General features: G+C 57.0%; 20 protein-coding genes. 7 read left to right on the top strand and 13 right to left on the bottom strand.

Annotated features, from left to right (window positions below; genetic code table 11):
• Positions 1–264: 264 nt before the first annotated feature.
• The gene (locus DSM100238_RS09370; RefSeq protein WP_167511105.1) at positions 265–426 is read right to left on the bottom strand and encodes a hypothetical protein; all 162 of its coding nucleotides are present in this window, start codon (positions 424–426) and stop codon (positions 265–267) included.
• A gap of 91 nt (positions 427–517) precedes the next feature.
• Between DSM100238_RS09370 and DSM100238_RS07720 the strand changes: the two genes are divergently transcribed.
• The 7 genes from DSM100238_RS07720 (at position 518) to DSM100238_RS07690 (ending at position 9,303) form a co-directional block, all read left to right on the top strand.
• Positions 518–1,954, top strand: a complete 1,437-nt coding sequence (locus DSM100238_RS07720; RefSeq protein WP_152356088.1) for a UTP--glucose-1-phosphate uridylyltransferase — start codon at positions 518–520, stop codon at positions 1,952–1,954.
• A 128-nt stretch (positions 1,955–2,082) separates the two neighbouring features.
• The gene (locus DSM100238_RS07715) at positions 2,083–4,005 is read left to right on the top strand and encodes a helix-turn-helix transcriptional regulator (RefSeq protein ID WP_152356087.1); all 1,923 of its coding nucleotides are present in this window, start codon (positions 2,083–2,085) and stop codon (positions 4,003–4,005) included.
• A 42-nt stretch (positions 4,006–4,047) separates the two neighbouring features.
• The gene (locus DSM100238_RS07710) at positions 4,048–4,365 is read left to right on the top strand and encodes a hypothetical protein (protein WP_152356086.1); all 318 of its coding nucleotides are present in this window, start codon (positions 4,048–4,050) and stop codon (positions 4,363–4,365) included.
• A gap of 39 nt (positions 4,366–4,404) precedes the next feature.
• On the top strand, positions 4,405–7,005 hold the full coding sequence (locus DSM100238_RS07705; RefSeq protein ID WP_152356085.1) for a DEAD/DEAH box helicase: 2,601 nt from the start codon (positions 4,405–4,407) through the stop codon (positions 7,003–7,005).
• A gap of 138 nt (positions 7,006–7,143) precedes the next feature.
• Positions 7,144–7,491: an RNA polymerase-binding protein RbpA gene (locus tag DSM100238_RS07700; protein WP_152356084.1), complete on the top strand. Its 348-nt coding sequence runs from the start codon at positions 7,144–7,146 to the stop codon at positions 7,489–7,491.
• Positions 7,492–7,719: 228 nt separating this feature from the next.
• On the top strand, positions 7,720–8,448 hold the full coding sequence (locus DSM100238_RS07695) for an HAD hydrolase-like protein (RefSeq protein ID WP_152356083.1): 729 nt from the start codon (positions 7,720–7,722) through the stop codon (positions 8,446–8,448).
• A gap of 489 nt (positions 8,449–8,937) precedes the next feature.
• Complete coding sequence (locus DSM100238_RS07690) at positions 8,938–9,303, top strand: hypothetical protein (RefSeq protein ID WP_152356082.1); 366 nt, start codon at positions 8,938–8,940, stop codon at positions 9,301–9,303.
• A 66-nt stretch (positions 9,304–9,369) separates the two neighbouring features.
• Here the strand turns inward: DSM100238_RS07690 and DSM100238_RS07685 are convergent, their stop codons facing one another.
• The 12 genes from DSM100238_RS07685 to trpA form a co-directional block, all read right to left on the bottom strand.
• A complete protein-coding gene (locus tag DSM100238_RS07685; protein ID WP_152356081.1) occupies positions 9,370–9,963 on the bottom strand; it encodes a hypothetical protein in 594 nt (197 codons plus the stop codon).
• Positions 9,964–10,068: 105 nt separating this feature from the next.
• Entirely contained in the window at positions 10,069–10,710 is a 642-nt protein-coding gene (locus DSM100238_RS07680) for a MerR family transcriptional regulator (protein WP_152356094.1), read from the bottom strand.
• A 138-nt stretch (positions 10,711–10,848) separates the two neighbouring features.
• On the bottom strand, positions 10,849–11,283 hold the full coding sequence (locus DSM100238_RS07675) for an FHA domain-containing protein (RefSeq protein WP_152356080.1): 435 nt from the start codon (positions 11,281–11,283) through the stop codon (positions 10,849–10,851).
• A gap of 5 nt (positions 11,284–11,288) precedes the next feature.
• Positions 11,289–12,110, bottom strand: coding sequence for a DUF881 domain-containing protein (locus DSM100238_RS07670; protein ID WP_152356079.1), 822 nt, complete (start codon positions 12,108–12,110; stop codon positions 11,289–11,291).
• A gap of 5 nt (positions 12,111–12,115) precedes the next feature.
• Complete coding sequence (locus tag DSM100238_RS07665; RefSeq protein WP_015450554.1) at positions 12,116–12,448, bottom strand: DUF1290 domain-containing protein; 333 nt, start codon at positions 12,446–12,448, stop codon at positions 12,116–12,118.
• Complete coding sequence (locus DSM100238_RS07660; RefSeq protein WP_152356078.1) at positions 12,448–13,437, bottom strand: DUF881 domain-containing protein; 990 nt, start codon at positions 13,435–13,437, stop codon at positions 12,448–12,450. The genes DSM100238_RS07665 and DSM100238_RS07660 overlap by 1 nt, the downstream gene beginning before the upstream one ends.
• Positions 13,438–13,442: 5 nt before the next feature.
• Complete coding sequence (locus DSM100238_RS07655; RefSeq protein WP_152356077.1) at positions 13,443–14,063, bottom strand: CDP-alcohol phosphatidyltransferase family protein; 621 nt, start codon at positions 14,061–14,063, stop codon at positions 13,443–13,445.
• A 14-nt stretch (positions 14,064–14,077) separates the two neighbouring features.
• Positions 14,078–14,929 (bottom strand): ATP phosphoribosyltransferase, encoded by an 852-nt coding sequence (hisG, locus tag DSM100238_RS07650; RefSeq protein ID WP_152356076.1) that lies wholly within the window; start codon positions 14,927–14,929, stop codon positions 14,078–14,080.
• Positions 14,930–14,971: 42 nt separating this feature from the next.
• Complete coding sequence (locus tag DSM100238_RS07645) at positions 14,972–15,235, bottom strand: phosphoribosyl-ATP diphosphatase (protein WP_152356075.1); 264 nt, start codon at positions 15,233–15,235, stop codon at positions 14,972–14,974.
• Positions 15,236–15,282: 47 nt separating this feature from the next.
• Positions 15,283–15,948, bottom strand: a complete 666-nt coding sequence (gene rpe / locus DSM100238_RS07640; protein ID WP_152356074.1) for a ribulose-phosphate 3-epimerase — start codon at positions 15,946–15,948, stop codon at positions 15,283–15,285.
• Positions 15,949–16,027: 79 nt separating this feature from the next.
• The gene (gene lgt / locus DSM100238_RS07635) at positions 16,028–16,927 is read right to left on the bottom strand and encodes a prolipoprotein diacylglyceryl transferase (RefSeq protein ID WP_152356073.1); all 900 of its coding nucleotides are present in this window, start codon (positions 16,925–16,927) and stop codon (positions 16,028–16,030) included.
• 245 nt (positions 16,928–17,172) lie between these two features.
• The gene (gene trpA, locus DSM100238_RS07630; RefSeq protein ID WP_167511104.1) at positions 17,173–18,045 is read right to left on the bottom strand and encodes a tryptophan synthase subunit alpha; all 873 of its coding nucleotides are present in this window, start codon (positions 18,043–18,045) and stop codon (positions 17,173–17,175) included.
• Position 18,046 lies beyond the last annotated feature (1 nt).

Raw genomic sequence — 18,046 nt, 5'->3', positions numbered from 1 at the left:
CGGCGGAGGCGTGGGACGAGCAGATGGAACGACTCGCCGCCCAGGGCGCACCCGTCCCCGGGTACCCCGTACAATCAACCACAACCCACAACACGAGGCAGTGTTGCACTCCAAACTAGAAAACGGGATTGTCTGCCGGATAGGTGCCGGATGCTAGGCTTCGTACAGAGCGGTGCCGCCCGCACTGTCGTGCGCTGTATGCCGGACAGGTTGTCTGTCGGTATCCTGACGACCGGCTGCGTCGCATGTCGTCAGGGCAGCTGTTCAGCCGGTCTGGTCAGTGGCGATTCCATCGTCATCGCTTTGGAAAGAGGCATGCGGATTGCTTTTTTGACCAAAGCGATGACATGACGATATAATCGCGCAGTTGACGATCGGCGTTTCGTCTGCAGCACGCGCATATATGCGTGAAACAGATTCATCCACGAATCCTTCACCTGTATCCGGGTGGCAATGCGCGGACGCCGTTGATATGGGGACTACACTTATGAGCAGTCATGGAAGAAAGGGTTATGACATGACGGCAAACGAACATGCTGAGCATTGCGCGCAAGTGATGCGGGACCATGGCATGAGCGAGATGTCCATCGCACAGTTCGGTCATCTGTACGATGTATGGGCGCAAGGCACCGAAACGACATGGATCCGTGAACACGATGTCGAGCCGTTGCTCGATGTCCCCAGCTTCCATGATATCTACCAGACCATCGACCACGGGAAAGCCGTGCAGGCGTTCGGCAAAACGGCCTTCATCAAGCTCAACGGCGGCTTGGGGACATCGATGGGTCTGTCCTGCGCCAAATCGCTGCTTCCTGTACGCCGGCACAAGGCACGGCAGATGCGCTTCCTGGATATCATCATCGGTCAGGTGCTGACCGCACGAGAGCGGCTGGGTGTGTCATTGCCGCTGACCTTCATGAATTCTTTCCGCACGTCGGCGGATACCTTGCGTGTCCTTGAGTCGAATCCACGGTTCCACCAGGATGACATCCCCGTCGAAATCATGCAGCATCAGGAGCCCAAAATCGATATTGCCACCGGCGAGCCAGTCCGGTATCCCCAACGTCCTGAGCTGGAGTGGTGCCCTCCCGGGCATGGCGATCTGTTCTCCACGCTATGGGAGTCAGGATTGCTTGATACGTTGTGGGATAAGGGCATGAGATATCTGTTCATTTCGAATTCGGATAATCTCGGTGCCCGTCCGTCGCGTACGCTGGCGCAATATTTCGAAAATACCGGTGCTCCGTTCATGGCCGAGGTCGCGGTGCGAACCGAGGCGGATCGCAAAGGCGGTCATCTGGTGCGCAGCCGTGAGACAGGCCGGCTGATGTTGCGCGAGATGAGCCAAGTTCATCCTGACGACCGTATTCATGCGCAGGATATCAGCAGGCATCCGTACTTCAATACGAACAGCATCTGGATCCGCATTGATGCGCTGCGCGACCTGCTCGCGAGCCACGATGGGGTGTTGCCGCTGCCGGTTATCATCAACAAGAAGACGGTTGACCCCACCGATCCTGCAAGCACGCCTGTGGTACAGCTGGAGACGGCGATGGGCGCGGCGATTTCCCTGTTTGATGACGCGATTTGCGTTCAAGTGGACCGTATGCGCTTCCTTCCAGTGAAAACCACCGACGATCTGTTCATTATGCGGTCGGATAGGTTCCACCTTACGGACCAGTTCGAAATGGAAGACGGCAACTATATCTTCCCCAATGTGGAACTTGATCCGCGGTACTACAAGAATATCGATGACTTCAACGAGCGTTTCCCGTATGGTGTGCCTTCTTTGGCGGCCGCGAACTCGGTTCGCATCCAAGGGGATTGGACCTTCGGACAGAATGTGTCGTTCTTCGGCGACGCGGTGCTGCCCGACCAAGGTCGGCCCAGTTATGTGCCGAACGGCGAATTCGTAGGCCCGCAGGGCATTGAGCCTGACGAATGGCTCGGATGATTATACCGCAGGCAAGAATTATCTCTTTTTTCGAGAAATGACCCACAGGAACACAAAAAACCTCTAATATAGAGGAAAGGTGCTTTCCAGCACAGATACTCGAAAACTGTAACGATACGTGAGGACTAATGGCAGAGGGTAGCAACGGGAGACGGCGTTTTTCCGACAAATGGGGCAAGCACGAGCTTGATGTGTTAGCCGTATTGTCATCAGCCTTCCCCCAATGGCTCACTTCGCGCCAGATCGCGCAACGCGTGAAGGCGTATGCGGACTCGTATGGAGAACTGGCTGATCAGGCGGCGAAAGCGGCTTTCGCCAAACAGTTCCAGCGTGACCGCGCCAAACTCGCCGCCATGGGCATCGCCATCGAATCGCGGCAGCCTGAGTATTCGTCAAAATCCGAAGGTCAGGATTTCGCTTCATATCGCTTGCAACTCGGAGACGAACCGCGTGTCCGGTTGCATTTTGAGGCGGATGATCTTCCTGTACTTGCCGCGGCGAATTACCTTGCGCGTTCCATGTCTATTTCATCCAGCGCATCCGATCAGCCGGTCCAGCACACATCGCGTACCGCGCCGCGTGTCCCTCAGACACCGGTTCCTGGTCTCGGCTTGGATTCCATCGCTCCGGGGCTGGGAACCCAGACTTTGCCTGAATCCTTGGTGAAGGTCATCGATTCCCGACGCTTCGCCGCGACTGTGGATGTCGATGGCGAGCGTATCAACGTCGCCTATACGGATTCTGATGATTTGGCCATGTACGTGCTTGAGCATCCCGGCGCATATATCGTCAGTCCGCAAGAGGCTGTCGATGCGTTCAACCGCAGATTGACCGCGGCTACGAAGTTCGAACTTGCCGATTCCGCTCAGAATTCCGAGAGCTTGGAAGTCAACGCCCCTTCGATCAGCCGGCAGGTGCATGAGCCGGGCGACCCGGAAAGCATCAAGGCTCGTCAGAAGAAGATCGGTCCGTCGTTCCAGACGGGCAGTGAGGTCGATCGCAGGTTGAGGCTTATGCTCTTCCTTTCGGCGCATCTTGGCGAGGAGTTCTCGCTGGCGGAATTGGCGGAGCGTTTCATCGGCAAACCCAAGTCTGATGATGAATTGAACAAATACGTCAATATCATCCATAAGGACATCAATACGCTGACCACGGTGTCCGATGACGGTGAGATGGCAGGAAGCCAGTTCTTTGATATCGATTGGCCGCTATTGGACAGCGAGGGGATTGTGTCTGCAACGAATTCCCTTGGCTTGGAGCGTCTTGCCGGCATTTCGCAGCAGTATCTGAGCATGCTGACGGCATCGGTGAGTTATCTGGCCCATTCGTCTCTGCTTCCCGATCAGCAGCGTGATCAGGCGCAGTCGCTGTACTCGCGGTTGCGTCAGCATGTCAAGCCGGGGCAGACTCCATGGCTGAGCCTGACGGGATATGAGCTTGAGCCGCGTGCATTCACTGTAGTGAAGCGTGCGATTTCCACGGATTCCCTGCTTGACATGGAATACACGGACGGTGCGGGCAGGACCCGCCGTAAGCTTGTGGCACCTGCGAAGATTTTCGTGGATGAGGGCGTGTATTACGTCGCTGTGTGGACGGACGTCGCTTCCGCCGCTCCTCACGATGAATCGAAGTTCGTCCAGAAGGATGTCACGATCAACAAGGCGAACGGTCTGCCAAGAGTGTGGCAGGTACTGCGTTTGGCTCGCATTGAGCATGCCGAACTCGTCAAACCGACCAAAAAGCTCGACATCCCGGATGTGCCGGTGAGTGAATTGCGCAAGTGGAGCTTTGATAACGGCACCCAGACCGTGTTTATCACCGATCAGCCTGATTTGCCGTTCACCAAGCGGCTTCCGGGGGCTACGGTAGAGCCTTGTGGCAGCGGTCAGAAGGTCAGGTTGATTGTCTCTTCCGACTCCTGGTTCGTTGCGTTCTGCATCGCTCATGCGCGTCATATCACCGCGGTCGCTCCGGAGACCTTGCGTTCGATGATTAAGGCCCGTGCGGAGCGTGAATTGAGCGTGGACAAACGCGAAGACGACGCTGACTGATAGGCTGGGAAGCTGTCCGTATCCGGTTGACAGGAGGTTTCCATGCAATGGTGGGTTGTTTGGGTTGTGCTTGTCTTGGCATTGCTGGTGTCGACGGGTGTGGGCGTGTGGTATGCGGTACGGCGCGGTTTGGCTGCGTTGCATATGATTTCCTCGCTTGGGGATGCCGTGGGCAGACGGTTTGCCGAGGTGGACGAATCTGCTGATGAATCGCAACCAGAACAGGCGTCGTTCACGGTTCCGCTCCAACATTCCATCGACCGGTACAGTGCTGCGCACGCTCAGGTGATGAAGCGTGAAGCACGCAAGCGGGTACGGCATGAGGCCATTTGGCGCCGTTGGAGTGCGTTCAACGAATAGCGCATCATTTGATTAGTGTTGACATGGGGGAGAGAAGGCATGTCTCGACATTCGCATCACGCTGCGCGTGGACGTGAATCAGATACCGGTCGCAGCGGCAGGGGTATGGAGGATTCCCCATCGGCGCGTTACCAACGGTTCAGGCAGGGGCAGCAGTACAGGAAATCTGCCGTCGCCCGGTTTGCGTCGTCCTTGCCGTTCGATCTTGATTCTTTCCAGATTCAAGCATGTGAAGCTTTGGAATCGGGGGACAACGTTCTCGTTGCTGCGCCTACCGGGGCGGGCAAGACGGTTGTTGCCGATTTCGCCATGTATTTGGCGCACGAGCATCATGTGAAGGCGTTCTATACCACGCCGATCAAAGCGTTGAGCAACCAGAAGTATCATGACTTGTCTGCGATATACGGGCCGGATCGTGTTGGGCTGCTGACAGGGGATACGTCCATCAACGCAGAGGCGGATATTGTGGTGATGACCACCGAGGTGTTGCGGAATATGCTGTATGAGCATTCGAACACCGTGCTTGCGCTGCAATACGTGATTCTTGACGAGGTCCATTATCTTGCTGACCGTTTCCGTGGACCGGTGTGGGAGGAAGTCATCATCCACCTGCCGAAATCGGTTCGCATCGTCGGATTGTCCGCAACGGTGTCGAATGTCGAGGATTTCTCTGCATGGATTTCCTCCGTGCGCGGCTCCACTCAGCTTGTCGTCTCCGAGCATCGGCCGGTGCCTCTTGAACAGCATGTGATGGTGCAAGCCAACGAGCACACGGAACCCGAACTGATTGATCTGTATCGGCGTGACGGCGACGGAGAAGCCACCACTCGGCTGAATCCGCAGCTGTCTAGACGCATCGATCAGCTGGATCATCAAGCGGCGCGAAAGCGTCCTTCGCGGGGCAGGCATCACGGCCGGCATACTGGCGCAGGCGCCGGACGTTCGCCGTATGACGTCGAACGGTTCACTCCACGGCGTGCCGCGGTGATTGACGAGTTGAATTATCTCGGTATGCTTCCGGGGATTTATTTCATTTTTTCGCGCAACGGCTGTGACCAGGCAGTCGAACAGTGCATCAACGCCGGCCTTGAACTTACGACCGATGATGAGGCGATGCGCATCCGTGAAATCGTCGATGAAATGGTCGAAGGTCAGATGAGTCGGGATGATCTCAAGGCATTGCGATTCTCGCGCTTCCGCTTCGCGCTGGAGGAGGGGTTCGCCTCACATCATGCGGGCATGATCGCCTTGTTCAGACAGATAGTCGAACGATTGTTCGAAGAGGGGCTCGTCAAAGTGGTGTTCGCCACGGAGACCCTCGCGCTTGGTATCAATATGCCGGCACGAAGCGTCATCGTCGAAAAACTCGAGAAGTATGACGGCACAGGACATGTGATGTTGACGCCCGGCGAGTTCACACAACTTACTGGGCGTGCTGGTCGTCGTGGCATCGATACGATCGGCCATGCGGTGATTGTCGATCATAGGGGGTTCATCCCGGCGACCGCTGCCGCCTTGTCCAGCAAGCGCGTATACCCGCTGCATTCAAGCTTCAAACCGACCTTCAACATGGCTGTGAATCTCCTGTACTCCAGCAGCTATGAGACGGCGCGCAAGACGCTCGACCAGTCATTCGCGCAATGGGAGGCGAATGAGTCGGCATGGCAGCTCGAATCCCAAATACACACGCTCGAACATGCCTTGGAAGGGTATGAACAGGCGGCGTACTGCGATCGGGGAGATTTCACCCAATTTATGCTGCTGCGTATGAAGCTCAGCGATCTGCAGAAAAACGGAAGACGCGAACTCAAGCATCGCTCGTTCATCTCCCAAGAAGCGCGGAGTCATGCGTTCCGTGATTTGGACAGGCAAATCGCCGAAGTAAAATGGGAACAACAGCATCACCCGTGCGCCGCATGCCCTGATCTGCAGGAGCATCTCAGATGGGGGCACCGGTGGATGAGGGAACGTCGTGAACTCGACCGTGTACAGCGGCGATATGACTCACGGACGGGATCGGTTGCCAGACAGTTCGACCGCATCTGTGACATTCTCGTCGAACTCGGGTATCTCGAACGGCATCAGTCAGATCAAGGAACCGACATTGATTTGACCGCCGGCGGGCGTTTGTTGCGCCAGTTGTATAGCGAACAAGATCTCGTCCTCGCTCAGGCGATTCGCACCGGGCTGCTTGACACCTTGACGCCGCAGCAGCTTGCCGCCGCGTTGTCGGGGCTTGTGTATGAGTCGCGCAGGACCGAGGGTGGAGAGCCTCGTCGGTATCCTGGTGGGTCCACTGGCCCTGTCGCTCACGTGTGCTCGCAATTGCGGGCGATGAGCATGCGTATCAATGCGTTGCGTGAGGATTATGGTCTTGAGCGATTGCCGGATGTCGATTTCGGGATCGTCGATGTCGTGTATGCGTGGGCGGAAGGCGAGCCCTTGGCTGTCATCCTTCACGATGTGGATCTTACCGGAGGCGATTTTGTGCGTAACATGAAACGGCTTGCCGATATGTTGCAGCAGATAGCGTCCGCGCTTCCCGGTGTTCCCGAATACGAGGGCCCATTGTCCACGCGGGCGCATGCCGCCCAGTTGATGATCAACAGGGGAGTGGTGGCGTACTCGGGCGTGGACTGAGTCCAGGAACCGCGGTTTTCGGCTCGGTGCCTTGCATGATTGAGACCACGCAAGGCACCGCGTTCGGGGAATATACGGTGAGTCCGGGCTGTTAGGTAATTTGGATAGTTGATAAACACCTAGGAGGAATGGATCGACATGGCGGAACGCAGTCTGCGCGGTATGAGTATCGGAGCCAAATCACTGGAATCAGACGACAACGTGGATTTTGCAGCCCGTACTGACGTCGCGTATGTGTGCCCGAACGGCCATCGTACGATTGTTCCGTTCGCCGAAGGTGCGGAGATTCCGAAGGAATGGGAATGCCGTTGCGGTCAGATCGCCCATCGTGAGGGTGATTCGGACGCTGAAGCGGACGAAATCAATAAGCCGACGCGCACCCATTGGGACATGCTGATGGAACGTCGTACCGAAGACGAACTTAAGGAACTGCTGGAGAAACGCTTGCAGATGCATCGTGACGGGTGGATCCCGGACTACGAGTAAAGCTGTCGGCTTGCCTGCTGTAGACTTGCCTGTCAGACGTCTACGGTCAACAGTCTGTGCTGAAGTGCCGTGCCATGGAGATCTACCGTGGCACGGCACTTCGCGTATTCGGCACAGATTGGCGCTGACACGCCAAGGTCAGGCATACAAGGCATAATACCAAGTGGGGAGAGGCGTTGTGAAAACGTTTTCCTTTGTCAGCTTCGGAGCATTCGGAGAGAGGACCGTATGACCGTATTGCATTCGCCGCGGCGCATTGTGCTGCTTGACCTTGATGGTACGTTAACTAAATCTGATCCGGGCATCATCGCATGCGTGATCAAGGCGTTCGAGGCGCTTGGCCGTCCCGTTCCCGACGAGGCTGAACTTCACCGGTTCATCGGGCCGGCGATCATCGAGTCGATGCAGCGTAACCATATCCCGGATGACCAGTTGGCCAAGGCCGTTGAGATTTACCGTGATTACTACAACAACAAGGCGGTGTTTGACGATCCGAATCAGCCCGGGAACAAGGTGCCGGGGAAGTTGTACAACACCGTGTATCCGGGTATTCCTGAACAATTGCAAGCGTTGAGAGCCGATGGGTACGTCTTGGCGGTCACGACGTGCAAACCGGAATATCAGGCCAAGCCGATCTGTGAGCATTTCGGTCTCGATAAGATGGTCGATGCGGTGTATGGCGCGAGCAAAGACAATTCCAGGCTCGACAAGGACCAGGTCATCCGGTATGCGTTTGACAATATGGGATTCAACGTTGTACAAGGTGATCGTGCACTGATGGTCGGCGACCGTTGGACGGATGTCGAGGGTGCCAAAGCCTGCGGGCTGGATTGCCTCGGTTGCGGATGGGGATACGCAGAACCGGGCGAACTTGCCCAACACGGTTCGTATCGGATCATCGATCACGTCGATGAACTGCGCGATGCCGTAGAAGATTATTTCAAACCCGGCAAATAGTTGAATTCGCGATCGAAATCTCACGATCGGAAACATTTCGAACAGAACACACATTCGCCCGGATGCCGACAGCTATGCATCCGGGCGAATACGGTATTTGCATGAATGGAACAGGATATCAGGATATTCGGTGCGTGAACCGTTGTTCTCAGTGCAACAGACGACTGCTGTCAGTTGTCCGATAATGTACGTTATGTCAGAATAACAATGACGCCTCTCCCCAAACCGCAATCGTATGGCTCGCCGTACAGTCCGAGGCAGCGCCGCAACACAACCTCACAACACCACATGCAACTATGCGGAGCCCGTGCAACACAGATGCAATTCCAACCATGACGGTCTTCGCCGTATCATGAATGCAGGTGCCAACGCCAGACCATGTGTCTCATATGCCATGATGATGCTCGCCGCATGGGTCGGTTCGGCACAGCACAACGATGTTGGATGACGCGTTGAGAGGTTGATATGGTTTGGTCTCCGCTGGCAATCATGGCGTTGGCATTGGATGCCGGTTATCTGGTGTATGCCATTGCCGTACCCGTGATCCATTATCGGATGCACGACGGAGGCAGGTGGATCTTCTTCAGTGTCCTGCTCTTCCTGCTTGGCGTATGGACCGCATATGGAACCGTGGCATCCCTGCTACCGCAACGCCCTGGCGTGAGTCTGCCCTTGTTCCGCTCGTTCGGTGAACTGTGGGTGTTGTATTGCTTCGTAGGCGGGTCGTTCAGACGATTCAGGAACCGCGGTTGTTTCCCTGATGTCGCACGCGCGTTGATGATATCGGCATACGCGATCAGTGCAATATGTCTCCTGTTGTTCATGCCTGGCTGGTGGATGACCATGCGGTTATGAGCCGAGTGTGGCGATTACCGGGTGGCTTGACCAGCGCTATCCCAGTCCCCCTCTACCGTGGTCTTGCTATGCCAGGTCGCTATCGTCCTTTGCCGTCATGACAGCACGGCGGGTGTCCTCGTTCTCTTGGGCTGTGCCGGTCTGTCCTGCTTGCTCGATATGATCCGGTTTCTTGTCAGCTGCCGGTTTCACCCGGGTGGCTTCGGATTTCGCCGCGCGCGATGCCTGCCGATACATGAACCACAGCTCCAAGGCGATGAGCACAATCAGGATCGCCCCGGAGATTCCTTCGACGCTGTCATACCAGGACAGCATGGTCTTGTCGATGCCGTCAGCTGCTTCGGCCTCCACCACGTATGGAGCCATGGCGAGCATCAGCGAGACAAAATGCAGCGCAATGATGGACTTGCTGACCGGACGAGCGGCCGGCTGAACGGCATCACCGGTATCGTCGGTATCACTGGTATCATCACCTGTTGGCGCCGTGTCGTGTAATGCCCTGCTGTCGAGTGCTGCGGCATGCGCAGCATCCATCGAATGGCCCGACGGATCCTGTGTGTGGGCGTGAGATTCCCGCGAATCCATGGTCAACACCATGACAATCACAGTGACGCAGCACACCAAGGCGAGCAGCCAGAGCATCAGCGGAAGAAAAGACATCAGAACAGGACTCCTTACAGCAACTCATATCGGAACGACGACGGAACGACGACGGAACGGTGATCAAACAACAACAATAGCGTGCCGTGCCATGAACCGAGCAGATCATACATGCACAAGGAACGGATCATAGTCCCCCATGTCGTTGTACGCACTACGTTCTTCATGCCTGAGTTCCAGTTTCTTGCGCATACGGGCCTGCGCAAGCTCTTCAAACGGACCTCCGCTCGGCATGTGCGAAGCGGTGACGGTGCCATCGGGGAACACATCGACATGGGGCTCATATTCGAGACGCTGCTCGATCCCATGCCACAGTGCAGTCACCGAAATGCCGAATACCGCCGTCCCGTTGCCCAGCACATCGCCGATCCTGTCCCCGTCCCTGCATTCGCGGACGTGCTCGCCGTCGCTGAGAATCGTCGTATGCTCCAATTGCGTCGTGCTTCTCTGCATGAGATATCCAATCGCAATGGTCACGTTCTGCAGGTTCACGCCTGCATCCAGCAGCCGTTTCGATACGGCGAGGATCAGCACATCCTTGAATGAGTACAGACGCCGCGAACCGGATCCATGCGAAGCTTTGATGGACGGCTCGACGATTTGTTTCCTCGCCCAATAATCCAGTTGACGGTAGGTGATGCCGGCGACTTTCGATGCGACAGTCCCCCGATACCCGCGTGTCGGCTGGTCGTCGTCAGGAAATGAAAACAGCTCCCCCTGGACGATCATGATGTCATCAGATGACATCGTAGCGTTCGACGCACGAGTACCACGATGGACGGCCATGTCACCTGTGCCTTTCTTGAATCTGTGCGTCGGCATGAGCCCAACCACAGGGTACAACAAGGCGTGATCGAGGAATCTTCGCCGATCACGCCCCCTGTCTCAGGCTTGCCCGGTGTTCCCGAAGAACACAAGCCTGAATTTTCCGATCATGATTTCGTCGCCGTTGTGCAACACTGCGTGATCGACACGTTGACGATTGACATACGTACCGTTGAGGCTTCCTGCATCGATGACTTCGAATGAACCCTGCGTCCTGCGGAATACGGCATGATGCCTCGAGACGGTGGAATCGTCGAGCAGGATGTCAGCATGCGGGTCGCGACCGACCGTCACTTCGTCCTCGTCAAGCAGATACCGCGAGCCTGATACAGCGCCTCGAGTGGAGATCAGCAGCGCTGTTCCGGGCGACAATTTGGTGATGGTATCAAGATCCTCCTGGGTCAGAGGACGGTCGCCGGTCGTGGTAATGGGTATCGTGATGGCAGGCATGCCAATGATGGTCGTTTCGCCTGCGCTTGGAATCGGATCAGTCATACTTGCTATTCTACAGTCTTTGCGTATTGATATTGGGGAACGTTGCGAATCTCGTTGATTTCGACCTTGTCTGATGAGGTGACTTTGACTTTCGCACCGTATTTCACACTGAGTCTGGAGCCGACTCCCCCGGCGATATTCACGGCATTCTGCAGGTTCTGCGGGTCGCCGATGGCCTTGACGGTGTATGGAGTGGTCAATGTCGTGCCGTCGCATATCAATCCTGTTTTCGTGTCGGCGAAATAGGTCGATGTCACGATTCTCACGGAGTTTATTGCCATGACTTCCGCGCCTGCGTTACGAAGCTCTTCGATCAGTTCGAACATGGTCGCGGCGTCGATGCGTTCTTTTGACCCCTTGCTGATGGTGATGACCACGCCTTTGCCCTGTGCCGCCAAGCGACCTGAGAGCAGGCCGCTGGTCTCTTCGTTCTGCTTGGCGATGCGTTCCGCTTCTGCCTGCTTATCCGCTGCTTGTTGCAGTGCGGTGAGCTGGGCGGTCAGTTCGCTTTTGCGCTGTTCGAGATTCTGGACTTGGGAACTGGTCTCGGTGATGAGTCTGGTGAGTTCGTCCTCGCTCATCGTCTCGTACATCGATGTGGTGTTGTTCAACTGGATGGCGTAGCTGAATCCGAGCAGCGCGCACAACAGCAGGACGAGCAGACTGGTCATGAACCGGGTCCGTGCCGCGTTCGCTTGTAGCGAACGCTTTGGTTTCTTCCGCACGACGGGGAACGATCCCGTCTCGGTATGGTCGTTCGCGCTGTCCGCGACACGCTGACGATGGACGCGGCTGAGCAGATCCTGCGGCTCCTTCTTATGACTCATATCGGTTATGCCTTGAAAACGAACCGGCGTATCGCGGACACGTTGGAGAAGATCCGGATACCGAGGACGACGATGACAGCGGTCTGGAGCTGAGAACCGACACCGAGCTGGTTGCCCAACAAGACGAGCAGCGTGGCCGTCAGCACGTTGGAAATGAACGAAATCACAAACACCTTATCGGAGAAGGTGCGCTCGAAATACGCCCGAGCGGCGCCGAGCAACGCATCAAGCGCCGCAACGACCATAATCGGCAGATACGGCTGCAATACCACCGGTATATCGGGTTTCACGAAGATACCGATGACCACGCCAATGATCAGCCCCAATACTGCAGCCATTAGTCCGCCCTTTCCGCGTAGCTGATATCACTTGAGTTCGCCGCTTCCAGTGTAATCGACTTTGATGTACTGATTTGCGGGTAGATTCCCGCCGCTTTCAACGTCGCATACAAGGATTGCTGACTGCTCTCCCCCACAGCGGCCGCCAATGCGTTCCTATCCCCTATTGCTTGGATTTTATAGGGATTCTGTACCTGATTGACACCCACGAGAATCGTTTGCCCTGCGGTGCGCACCGATGTCTGCACGCCCAGACGATAGCCGTTGATCGCGATGGCTTCCGCGCCCGCCTGCCACAGGATTTGGATGAATACCTGCAAATCGGCGTCGGTGACGACACGGATATTCGAACTGCTCTCACGCGGCAACGATCCGGAGTTGGTATCGCTGTTTGCTGCGATAGGATTCGCGATGGTCAATGTAATGCCCGGGCCGGTCACCGGAATGGTGCCGTTCGCCATCTCGTCGTATGTCAGTGTGCTGTCTTTGGTGGTGTTGGCCAGTTTCTTGGACTGGTTTTCGACCTTCACACGCAACGATGAGACATCGCTGTTCAGCGTGTTGAGGTGTTTGGTCTGCTGCGTGAGCTCTTTGGCCAGACTGCTACGTATCTCCTTTCGGGGATCGGTATGCAGAATCTGCACGATGATACTGCCGGAGAAACCTACGGCGATGCAGATGATGAATACGATGACGCGTGTCAGCCAGATGTGCAATGCCGATTTCGGGCGTTTGTCCAGTCGTGAATCAATGAACATCGGATCCATCGGGCGGTTCGTCAAATCGTCGATCAGACGAAGCGAATCATCCTCCAGCTGGGGGCGCCGACGTCTCGGTGTGATGGGCATATCTGGTGCAGACGCCGCGTGGTGAGCGCCTAATGAAGACGCAGATGCGGAAAATACCGCACGCGTGCGCACAGGCGCCGTCTCCTTCGGTACAGGAATGGAGTCCGGCGCCTTGGACGCTTCGTGCAGTGCATCTGCCATGGTGGTCACTGTCCGTTGTCGTTACGAATCAGTTCCAGACCCTGATGCGCGTAAATAACGCCCGCGAGCCAGTACAATGCGATACCCCAGATGCATATCGCCAGGGCGATCAGATGCAGTGTCAGTGTCGCTGGATTGCGCCAGATATCGGCGAAAATCAGCAACACAATCGCCGTCATCAGCAGCGCCGTGCCGGTTTTGCCCACGAAATGAACCGGCAGCGGTCCATATCCGTGTTGGGCCAGCATGACGATGAGAACGCCCATGAGCAGATCGCGTAAGCCGACCACGATCAGCACCCACCATGGAATGACGTGCGCGATGCCGAGTGCGAGGATGCTGCAGAAAATCAGCAGTCGGTCGGCGATGGGGTCGAGAATCTGTCCAAGCTTGCTCACTTGGTTGAACTTCCTCGCGATCACCCCGTCAAGACCGTCAGACATAGCCGACAAGGCGATGACAATCAGCGCGACGACCATCTCGTGCTTGGAAACCAAGACGGCGATCACCGGAATCGATATGATCCTTAGGACGCTGATGCCATTGGGCACGGTGAAAATCACGTCACGTGCCTCGGGGCTGTACTGTTCTCTCGACGTAGTGGAATGCGTGTGCGTACCAGTCATATACACCGGGGAATTCAGATACGTGACGCCTGGAGCGCGGTGACGATGATACCGCGAGCACCGACCTCATAGAGCCGATCCATCAACTGGTTGACCTTCTCGCGCGGCACCATCACACGCACCGCAGACCACTGCTTGTCATGCAGCGGCGAGATGGTCGGGCTTTCGAAGCCAGGCGTGACCTCGACGGCGGCAGCGACCTTCGAAACCGGGATGTCATAGTCCATGAGCACGTACCGTTGGGCGGTCAACACGCCTTGGAGGCGACGGCCCAGGATGGTCAGGCGCTCGTCGTCGTCCGCAACGCGTGGGGAGCGGATGAGAATGGCTTCCGACTGCAGGATCGGGTCTGCGAATACCCTCAGACCGGCATTGCGCAGGGTCGTTCCCGTGGATACGACATCGGCGATCAGGTCGGCGACGCCCAGTTGCACGGAGGATTCGACGGCGCCGTCAAGATGGATGATATCGGCGTGGATTCCACGTGCTTTGAGATAATCATCCACCAATTTGTCATAGGAGCTGGCGACACGCTTGCCGTCGATGTCTTCGAGACGGTTGATGGCCGAATCCGCAGGGGCTGCGAACCTGAAGGTGGAAGCGCCGAATCCGAGCGGCATATGTTCCACGGCTTCGGTGCCTGAATTCAGCAGCAGGTCGCGACCGGTGATGCCGACGTCAATGGTTCCGCGGCCGACATACACGGCGATGTCCAACGGGCGAAGATAGAACAGTTCGATGTCGTTATCAGGATCTTCGACAACCAGCTGCCGTGAGTTGCTGCGCAGACGATACCCCGCCTCCGCGAGCATGTTCCAAGCCGGTTCCGACAGCATGCCTTTGTTCGGCACGGCAATCCTTAACATGGTTTTCCTCCCTATACGCTGAGCTTCCCTCAGACAGGACACTCACAGGTTCTTGTAGATATCTTCCAGCGTGATGCCACGGTCGATCATCATGACCTGCAGATGGTAGATCAGCTGGCTCATTTCCTCAGCGGTGCGCTCTGCGCCCTCATATTCCGCCGCAATCCATGTTTCGCCGGCTTCTTCGACGATTTTCTTGCCGATGAAATGTGCGCCCTTGTCAAGCTCTCCGACGGTGAGCGACCCTGCAGGACGGGTCTGGGCTTTCTCGCTGAGCTCCTTGAACAGTGATTCGAAGGTCTTCACTTGTTTGTCTCCCTGTATTGTCTGTTATGCCACGCAAATATGACCGGTTACGCCCGGTATGCCGCCTGGGCCTTGTCTCGGATCGCCTCGATTGCGGCGGCGGGATCCTCTGCGCCGTATACGGCGGAGCCTGCGACCAGCACGTCGGCACCGGCATCGGCGACGATGTGCGCGGTCTTGGGGCTGACTCCCCCGTCGACCTGTATATGGGTGTCCAGACCGCGGCGGGTGATCTCATCGCGCAGACGGCGCACCTTGCCCATCTGGTTGTCGAGGAACTTCTGCCCGCCGAAGCCAGGTTCGACGGTCATGATCAGCACCATGTCGAATTCGTCGAGAATATCGAAAATCGGCTCGACCGGCTCGGCGGGGCGAACGGCGAAGCAGGCCTTGCAGCCCATGTCCCGCAGCTGGCGGGCAAGACGCACCGGTGCATGAGTGGCTCCCATATGGAAGCTGACGGACGCCGCGCCGAGTTTCGCATACTCCGGAGCCCAGCGATCCGGGTCCTCGATCATCAGATGCACATCGACCGGAAGGTCCGTGACCTCGCAGATACGCTTGACGATCGGTTCGCCGAGCGTGAGATTCGGCACAAAATGGTGATCCATCACATCGACGTGGACGAGATCGGCATTGCTGATCGCTTTGAGGTCACGCTCGAGATTGCAAAAATCGGCGGACAGGATGCTTGGTGCGATTTGAATACTCATAGTACCCATTCTATGGAATACGGCTGACGATGACGAACCGGGAACCGGAAGGTGGACGCGGCATGCCATCCCCGATTGCTCATGCTCGGATCGCGCTGGCTTCGAGCTCGGTCTGGGTTCTCAGGCGTTCCGCAAGCAGTGCGTTGTCTTTTCCACGCCGTTGCAGGATGACGAACGCGATGGCACCGAGGACGAATACCACCATCGAAACCCACACGTTGATTCTCACGCCGAGGAACTCATGGGCGAAATCGATGCGCAACGATTCGATCCATGTGCGCCCGGCGGTGTACCACATGACGTACATGGCGAAGAGCGATCCGCATTTCAGGGTCGTATACGCCTTATGGCCGATCCACACGATGAGCGCGGCTCCGATAAGATTCCAGATCATCTCGTAGAGGAAGGTCGGGTGGAACAGTGTGCCTGTCGGGCAGGTCGAGCCGTCGTAGCATTGCTCCGTGCTGCCGATCGCCGTGCCGGATGTATTGAGCTTCAACCCCCACGGCAGTGTGGTCGGAGCGCCATACAGCTCCTGATTGAACCAGTTGCCAAGACGCCCGATCGCTTGCGCGACCAGAAGACCGGGGGCTACACAATCGGCGAGCAACGCCATCGGGTAGTGCTTGTGGCGGCACCATGCCCAGGCTGCCAGGGCGCCGAAGGCGACGCCTCCCCAGATACCCAGTCCTCCGTTCCAGATGCGGAACATCTCGACCCAATCGCCATGCGGGCCGAAGAACCGTTCGGGCGTGGTGATGATGTGATAGACACGAGCGCCGATGATGCCTGCCGGCACGGCGCACAGGGTGATGTCGAGTATTTGGTCGAAGGTGCCGCCGGCGTGTCGCCACCGGTTTGTGGTGATCCATACCGCGCATACGATGCCTGCGAGAATGCACAGCGCATAGCAGTGGATGGTGACCGGGCCGATGGTGAATTGGGATATCGACGGGGACGGGATATAAGCCAGTGTCATGATTCCTTGATGGTAGTAGACGATGGCGATAACGCGGCGAAGCGTCGGATGCTTCGGCTGGATCTGGGCGGCCGGCGCATCTGTTCATCAGAACAAACTTACTGTTATGCAGTAGTATAAAACAGCAATACAGTGGTCGACGTGGACGGCGATCTCCATCCGCGACGGCGCGAATATGGCAAGGCCCTGCCACCATATGCTGATGACAGGGCCTTGTACTGGCCTGGACGGCGAGCCGGAACGCCTCAGCGTCTTGCGCCGTGGATGCCTTCCGCGAGTTCTTCGGTCTTGGCGGCCAGAGCGGCAAGACCTTCATCCTGCGGCTTCGGCTTACGTGCGGAATCGTCAAGCAGGGTATGCACCAGTGCCGAGCCGACGATCACACCATCCGCGTACCTTCCGACGTTCGCACCCTGCTCAGGGGTGGACACACCGATGCCAACGCAGACATTCTGCGCACCGGCCTCGCGTGTACGGGCGACCAGACGCTCAGGGGACGCGGACATGGTCTCACGTTCGCCGGTGACGCCCATCCTTGAAGCGGCATATACGAAGCCGCGTGCATTCGCCGCGACGATGCGCAACCGCTCATCAGAGGTGTCAGGAGACACCAGGAAGATGCGGTCCAGACCGTGACGATCAGACGCCTCAATCCACTCGCCTGCCTCGTCGGGAATCAAATCAGGCGTGATGATACCGGCGCCGCCGGCATTCTCGAAATCGGTTGCGAACCGTTCGACGCCGTAATGGAAAATGAGATTCCAATAGCTCATAATCAGCGGAACGCCACCCGCATTCGCCACCGTCTCCACCGCTTTGAATACATCGGCAATGCGTTCACCGTTGTCGATGGCGATCTTCGACGCCGCCTGGATGACCGGACCATCCATCACCGGGTCGGAATACGGCAAACCGATTTCCACAGCGTTGACGCCATGGCGCACCATCGTGTCGAATGCCTTGAGTGAGTATTCAGGATCCGGAAAACCATACGGCAGGTACCCGATGAATGCGGGCTCATTGCGCTGCTTGAAGGCATCGAACAGCGCACGCGTCTTGCTGGGCTTGTGGCTGATGCCAAGAGGCTGTCCTGAAGGGGTTGCTACGGGGTTGGTCATT

The organism is Bifidobacterium apri (assembly GCF_009299485.1).
Taxonomy (GTDB): domain Bacteria; phylum Actinomycetota; class Actinomycetes; order Actinomycetales; family Bifidobacteriaceae; genus Bifidobacterium; species Bifidobacterium apri.
Note: the sequence above shows the minus strand (reverse complement) of the source record. Positions and strands in the feature narration are given on the sequence as shown.

Bases quoted from the DNA above. Each gene is read 5' to 3' on its own strand.
- DSM100238_RS07655 (WP_152356077.1), bottom strand. From the start codon at position 14,063: ATGACTGGTACGCACACGCATTCCACTACGTCGAGAGAACAGTACAGC.
- DSM100238_RS07670 (WP_152356079.1), bottom strand. From the start codon at position 12,110: ATGAGTCATAAGAAGGAGCCGCAGGATCTGCTCAGCCGCGTCCATCGT.
- lgt (WP_152356073.1), bottom strand. From the start codon at position 16,927: ATGACACTGGCTTATATCCCGTCCCCGTCGATATCCCAATTCACCATC.
- DSM100238_RS07705 (WP_152356085.1), top strand. From the start codon at position 4,405: ATGTCTCGACATTCGCATCACGCTGCGCGTGGACGTGAATCAGATACC.
- trpA (WP_167511104.1), bottom strand. From the start codon at position 18,045: ATGACCAACCCCGTAGCAACCCCTTCAGGACAGCCTCTTGGCATCAGC.
- DSM100238_RS07660 (WP_152356078.1), bottom strand. From the start codon at position 13,437: ATGGCAGATGCACTGCACGAAGCGTCCAAGGCGCCGGACTCCATTCCT.
- DSM100238_RS07690 (WP_152356082.1), top strand. From the start codon at position 8,938: ATGGCGTTGGCATTGGATGCCGGTTATCTGGTGTATGCCATTGCCGTA.
- DSM100238_RS07715 (WP_152356087.1), top strand. From the start codon at position 2,083: ATGGCAGAGGGTAGCAACGGGAGACGGCGTTTTTCCGACAAATGGGGC.
- DSM100238_RS07710 (WP_152356086.1), top strand. From the start codon at position 4,048: ATGCAATGGTGGGTTGTTTGGGTTGTGCTTGTCTTGGCATTGCTGGTG.
- DSM100238_RS07665 (WP_015450554.1), bottom strand. From the start codon at position 12,448: ATGGCTGCAGTATTGGGGCTGATCATTGGCGTGGTCATCGGTATCTTC.
- hisG (WP_152356076.1), bottom strand. From the start codon at position 14,929: ATGTTAAGGATTGCCGTGCCGAACAAAGGCATGCTGTCGGAACCGGCT.
- DSM100238_RS07675 (WP_152356080.1), bottom strand. From the start codon at position 11,283: ATGACTGATCCGATTCCAAGCGCAGGCGAAACGACCATCATTGGCATG.
- DSM100238_RS07700 (WP_152356084.1), top strand. From the start codon at position 7,144: ATGGCGGAACGCAGTCTGCGCGGTATGAGTATCGGAGCCAAATCACTG.
- DSM100238_RS07680 (WP_152356094.1), bottom strand. From the start codon at position 10,710: ATGTCATCTGATGACATCATGATCGTCCAGGGGGAGCTGTTTTCATTT.
- DSM100238_RS07685 (WP_152356081.1), bottom strand. From the start codon at position 9,963: ATGTCTTTTCTTCCGCTGATGCTCTGGCTGCTCGCCTTGGTGTGCTGC.
- DSM100238_RS07720 (WP_152356088.1), top strand. From the start codon at position 518: ATGACGGCAAACGAACATGCTGAGCATTGCGCGCAAGTGATGCGGGAC.
- DSM100238_RS07695 (WP_152356083.1), top strand. From the start codon at position 7,720: ATGACCGTATTGCATTCGCCGCGGCGCATTGTGCTGCTTGACCTTGAT.
- rpe (WP_152356074.1), bottom strand. From the start codon at position 15,948: ATGAGTATTCAAATCGCACCAAGCATCCTGTCCGCCGATTTTTGCAAT.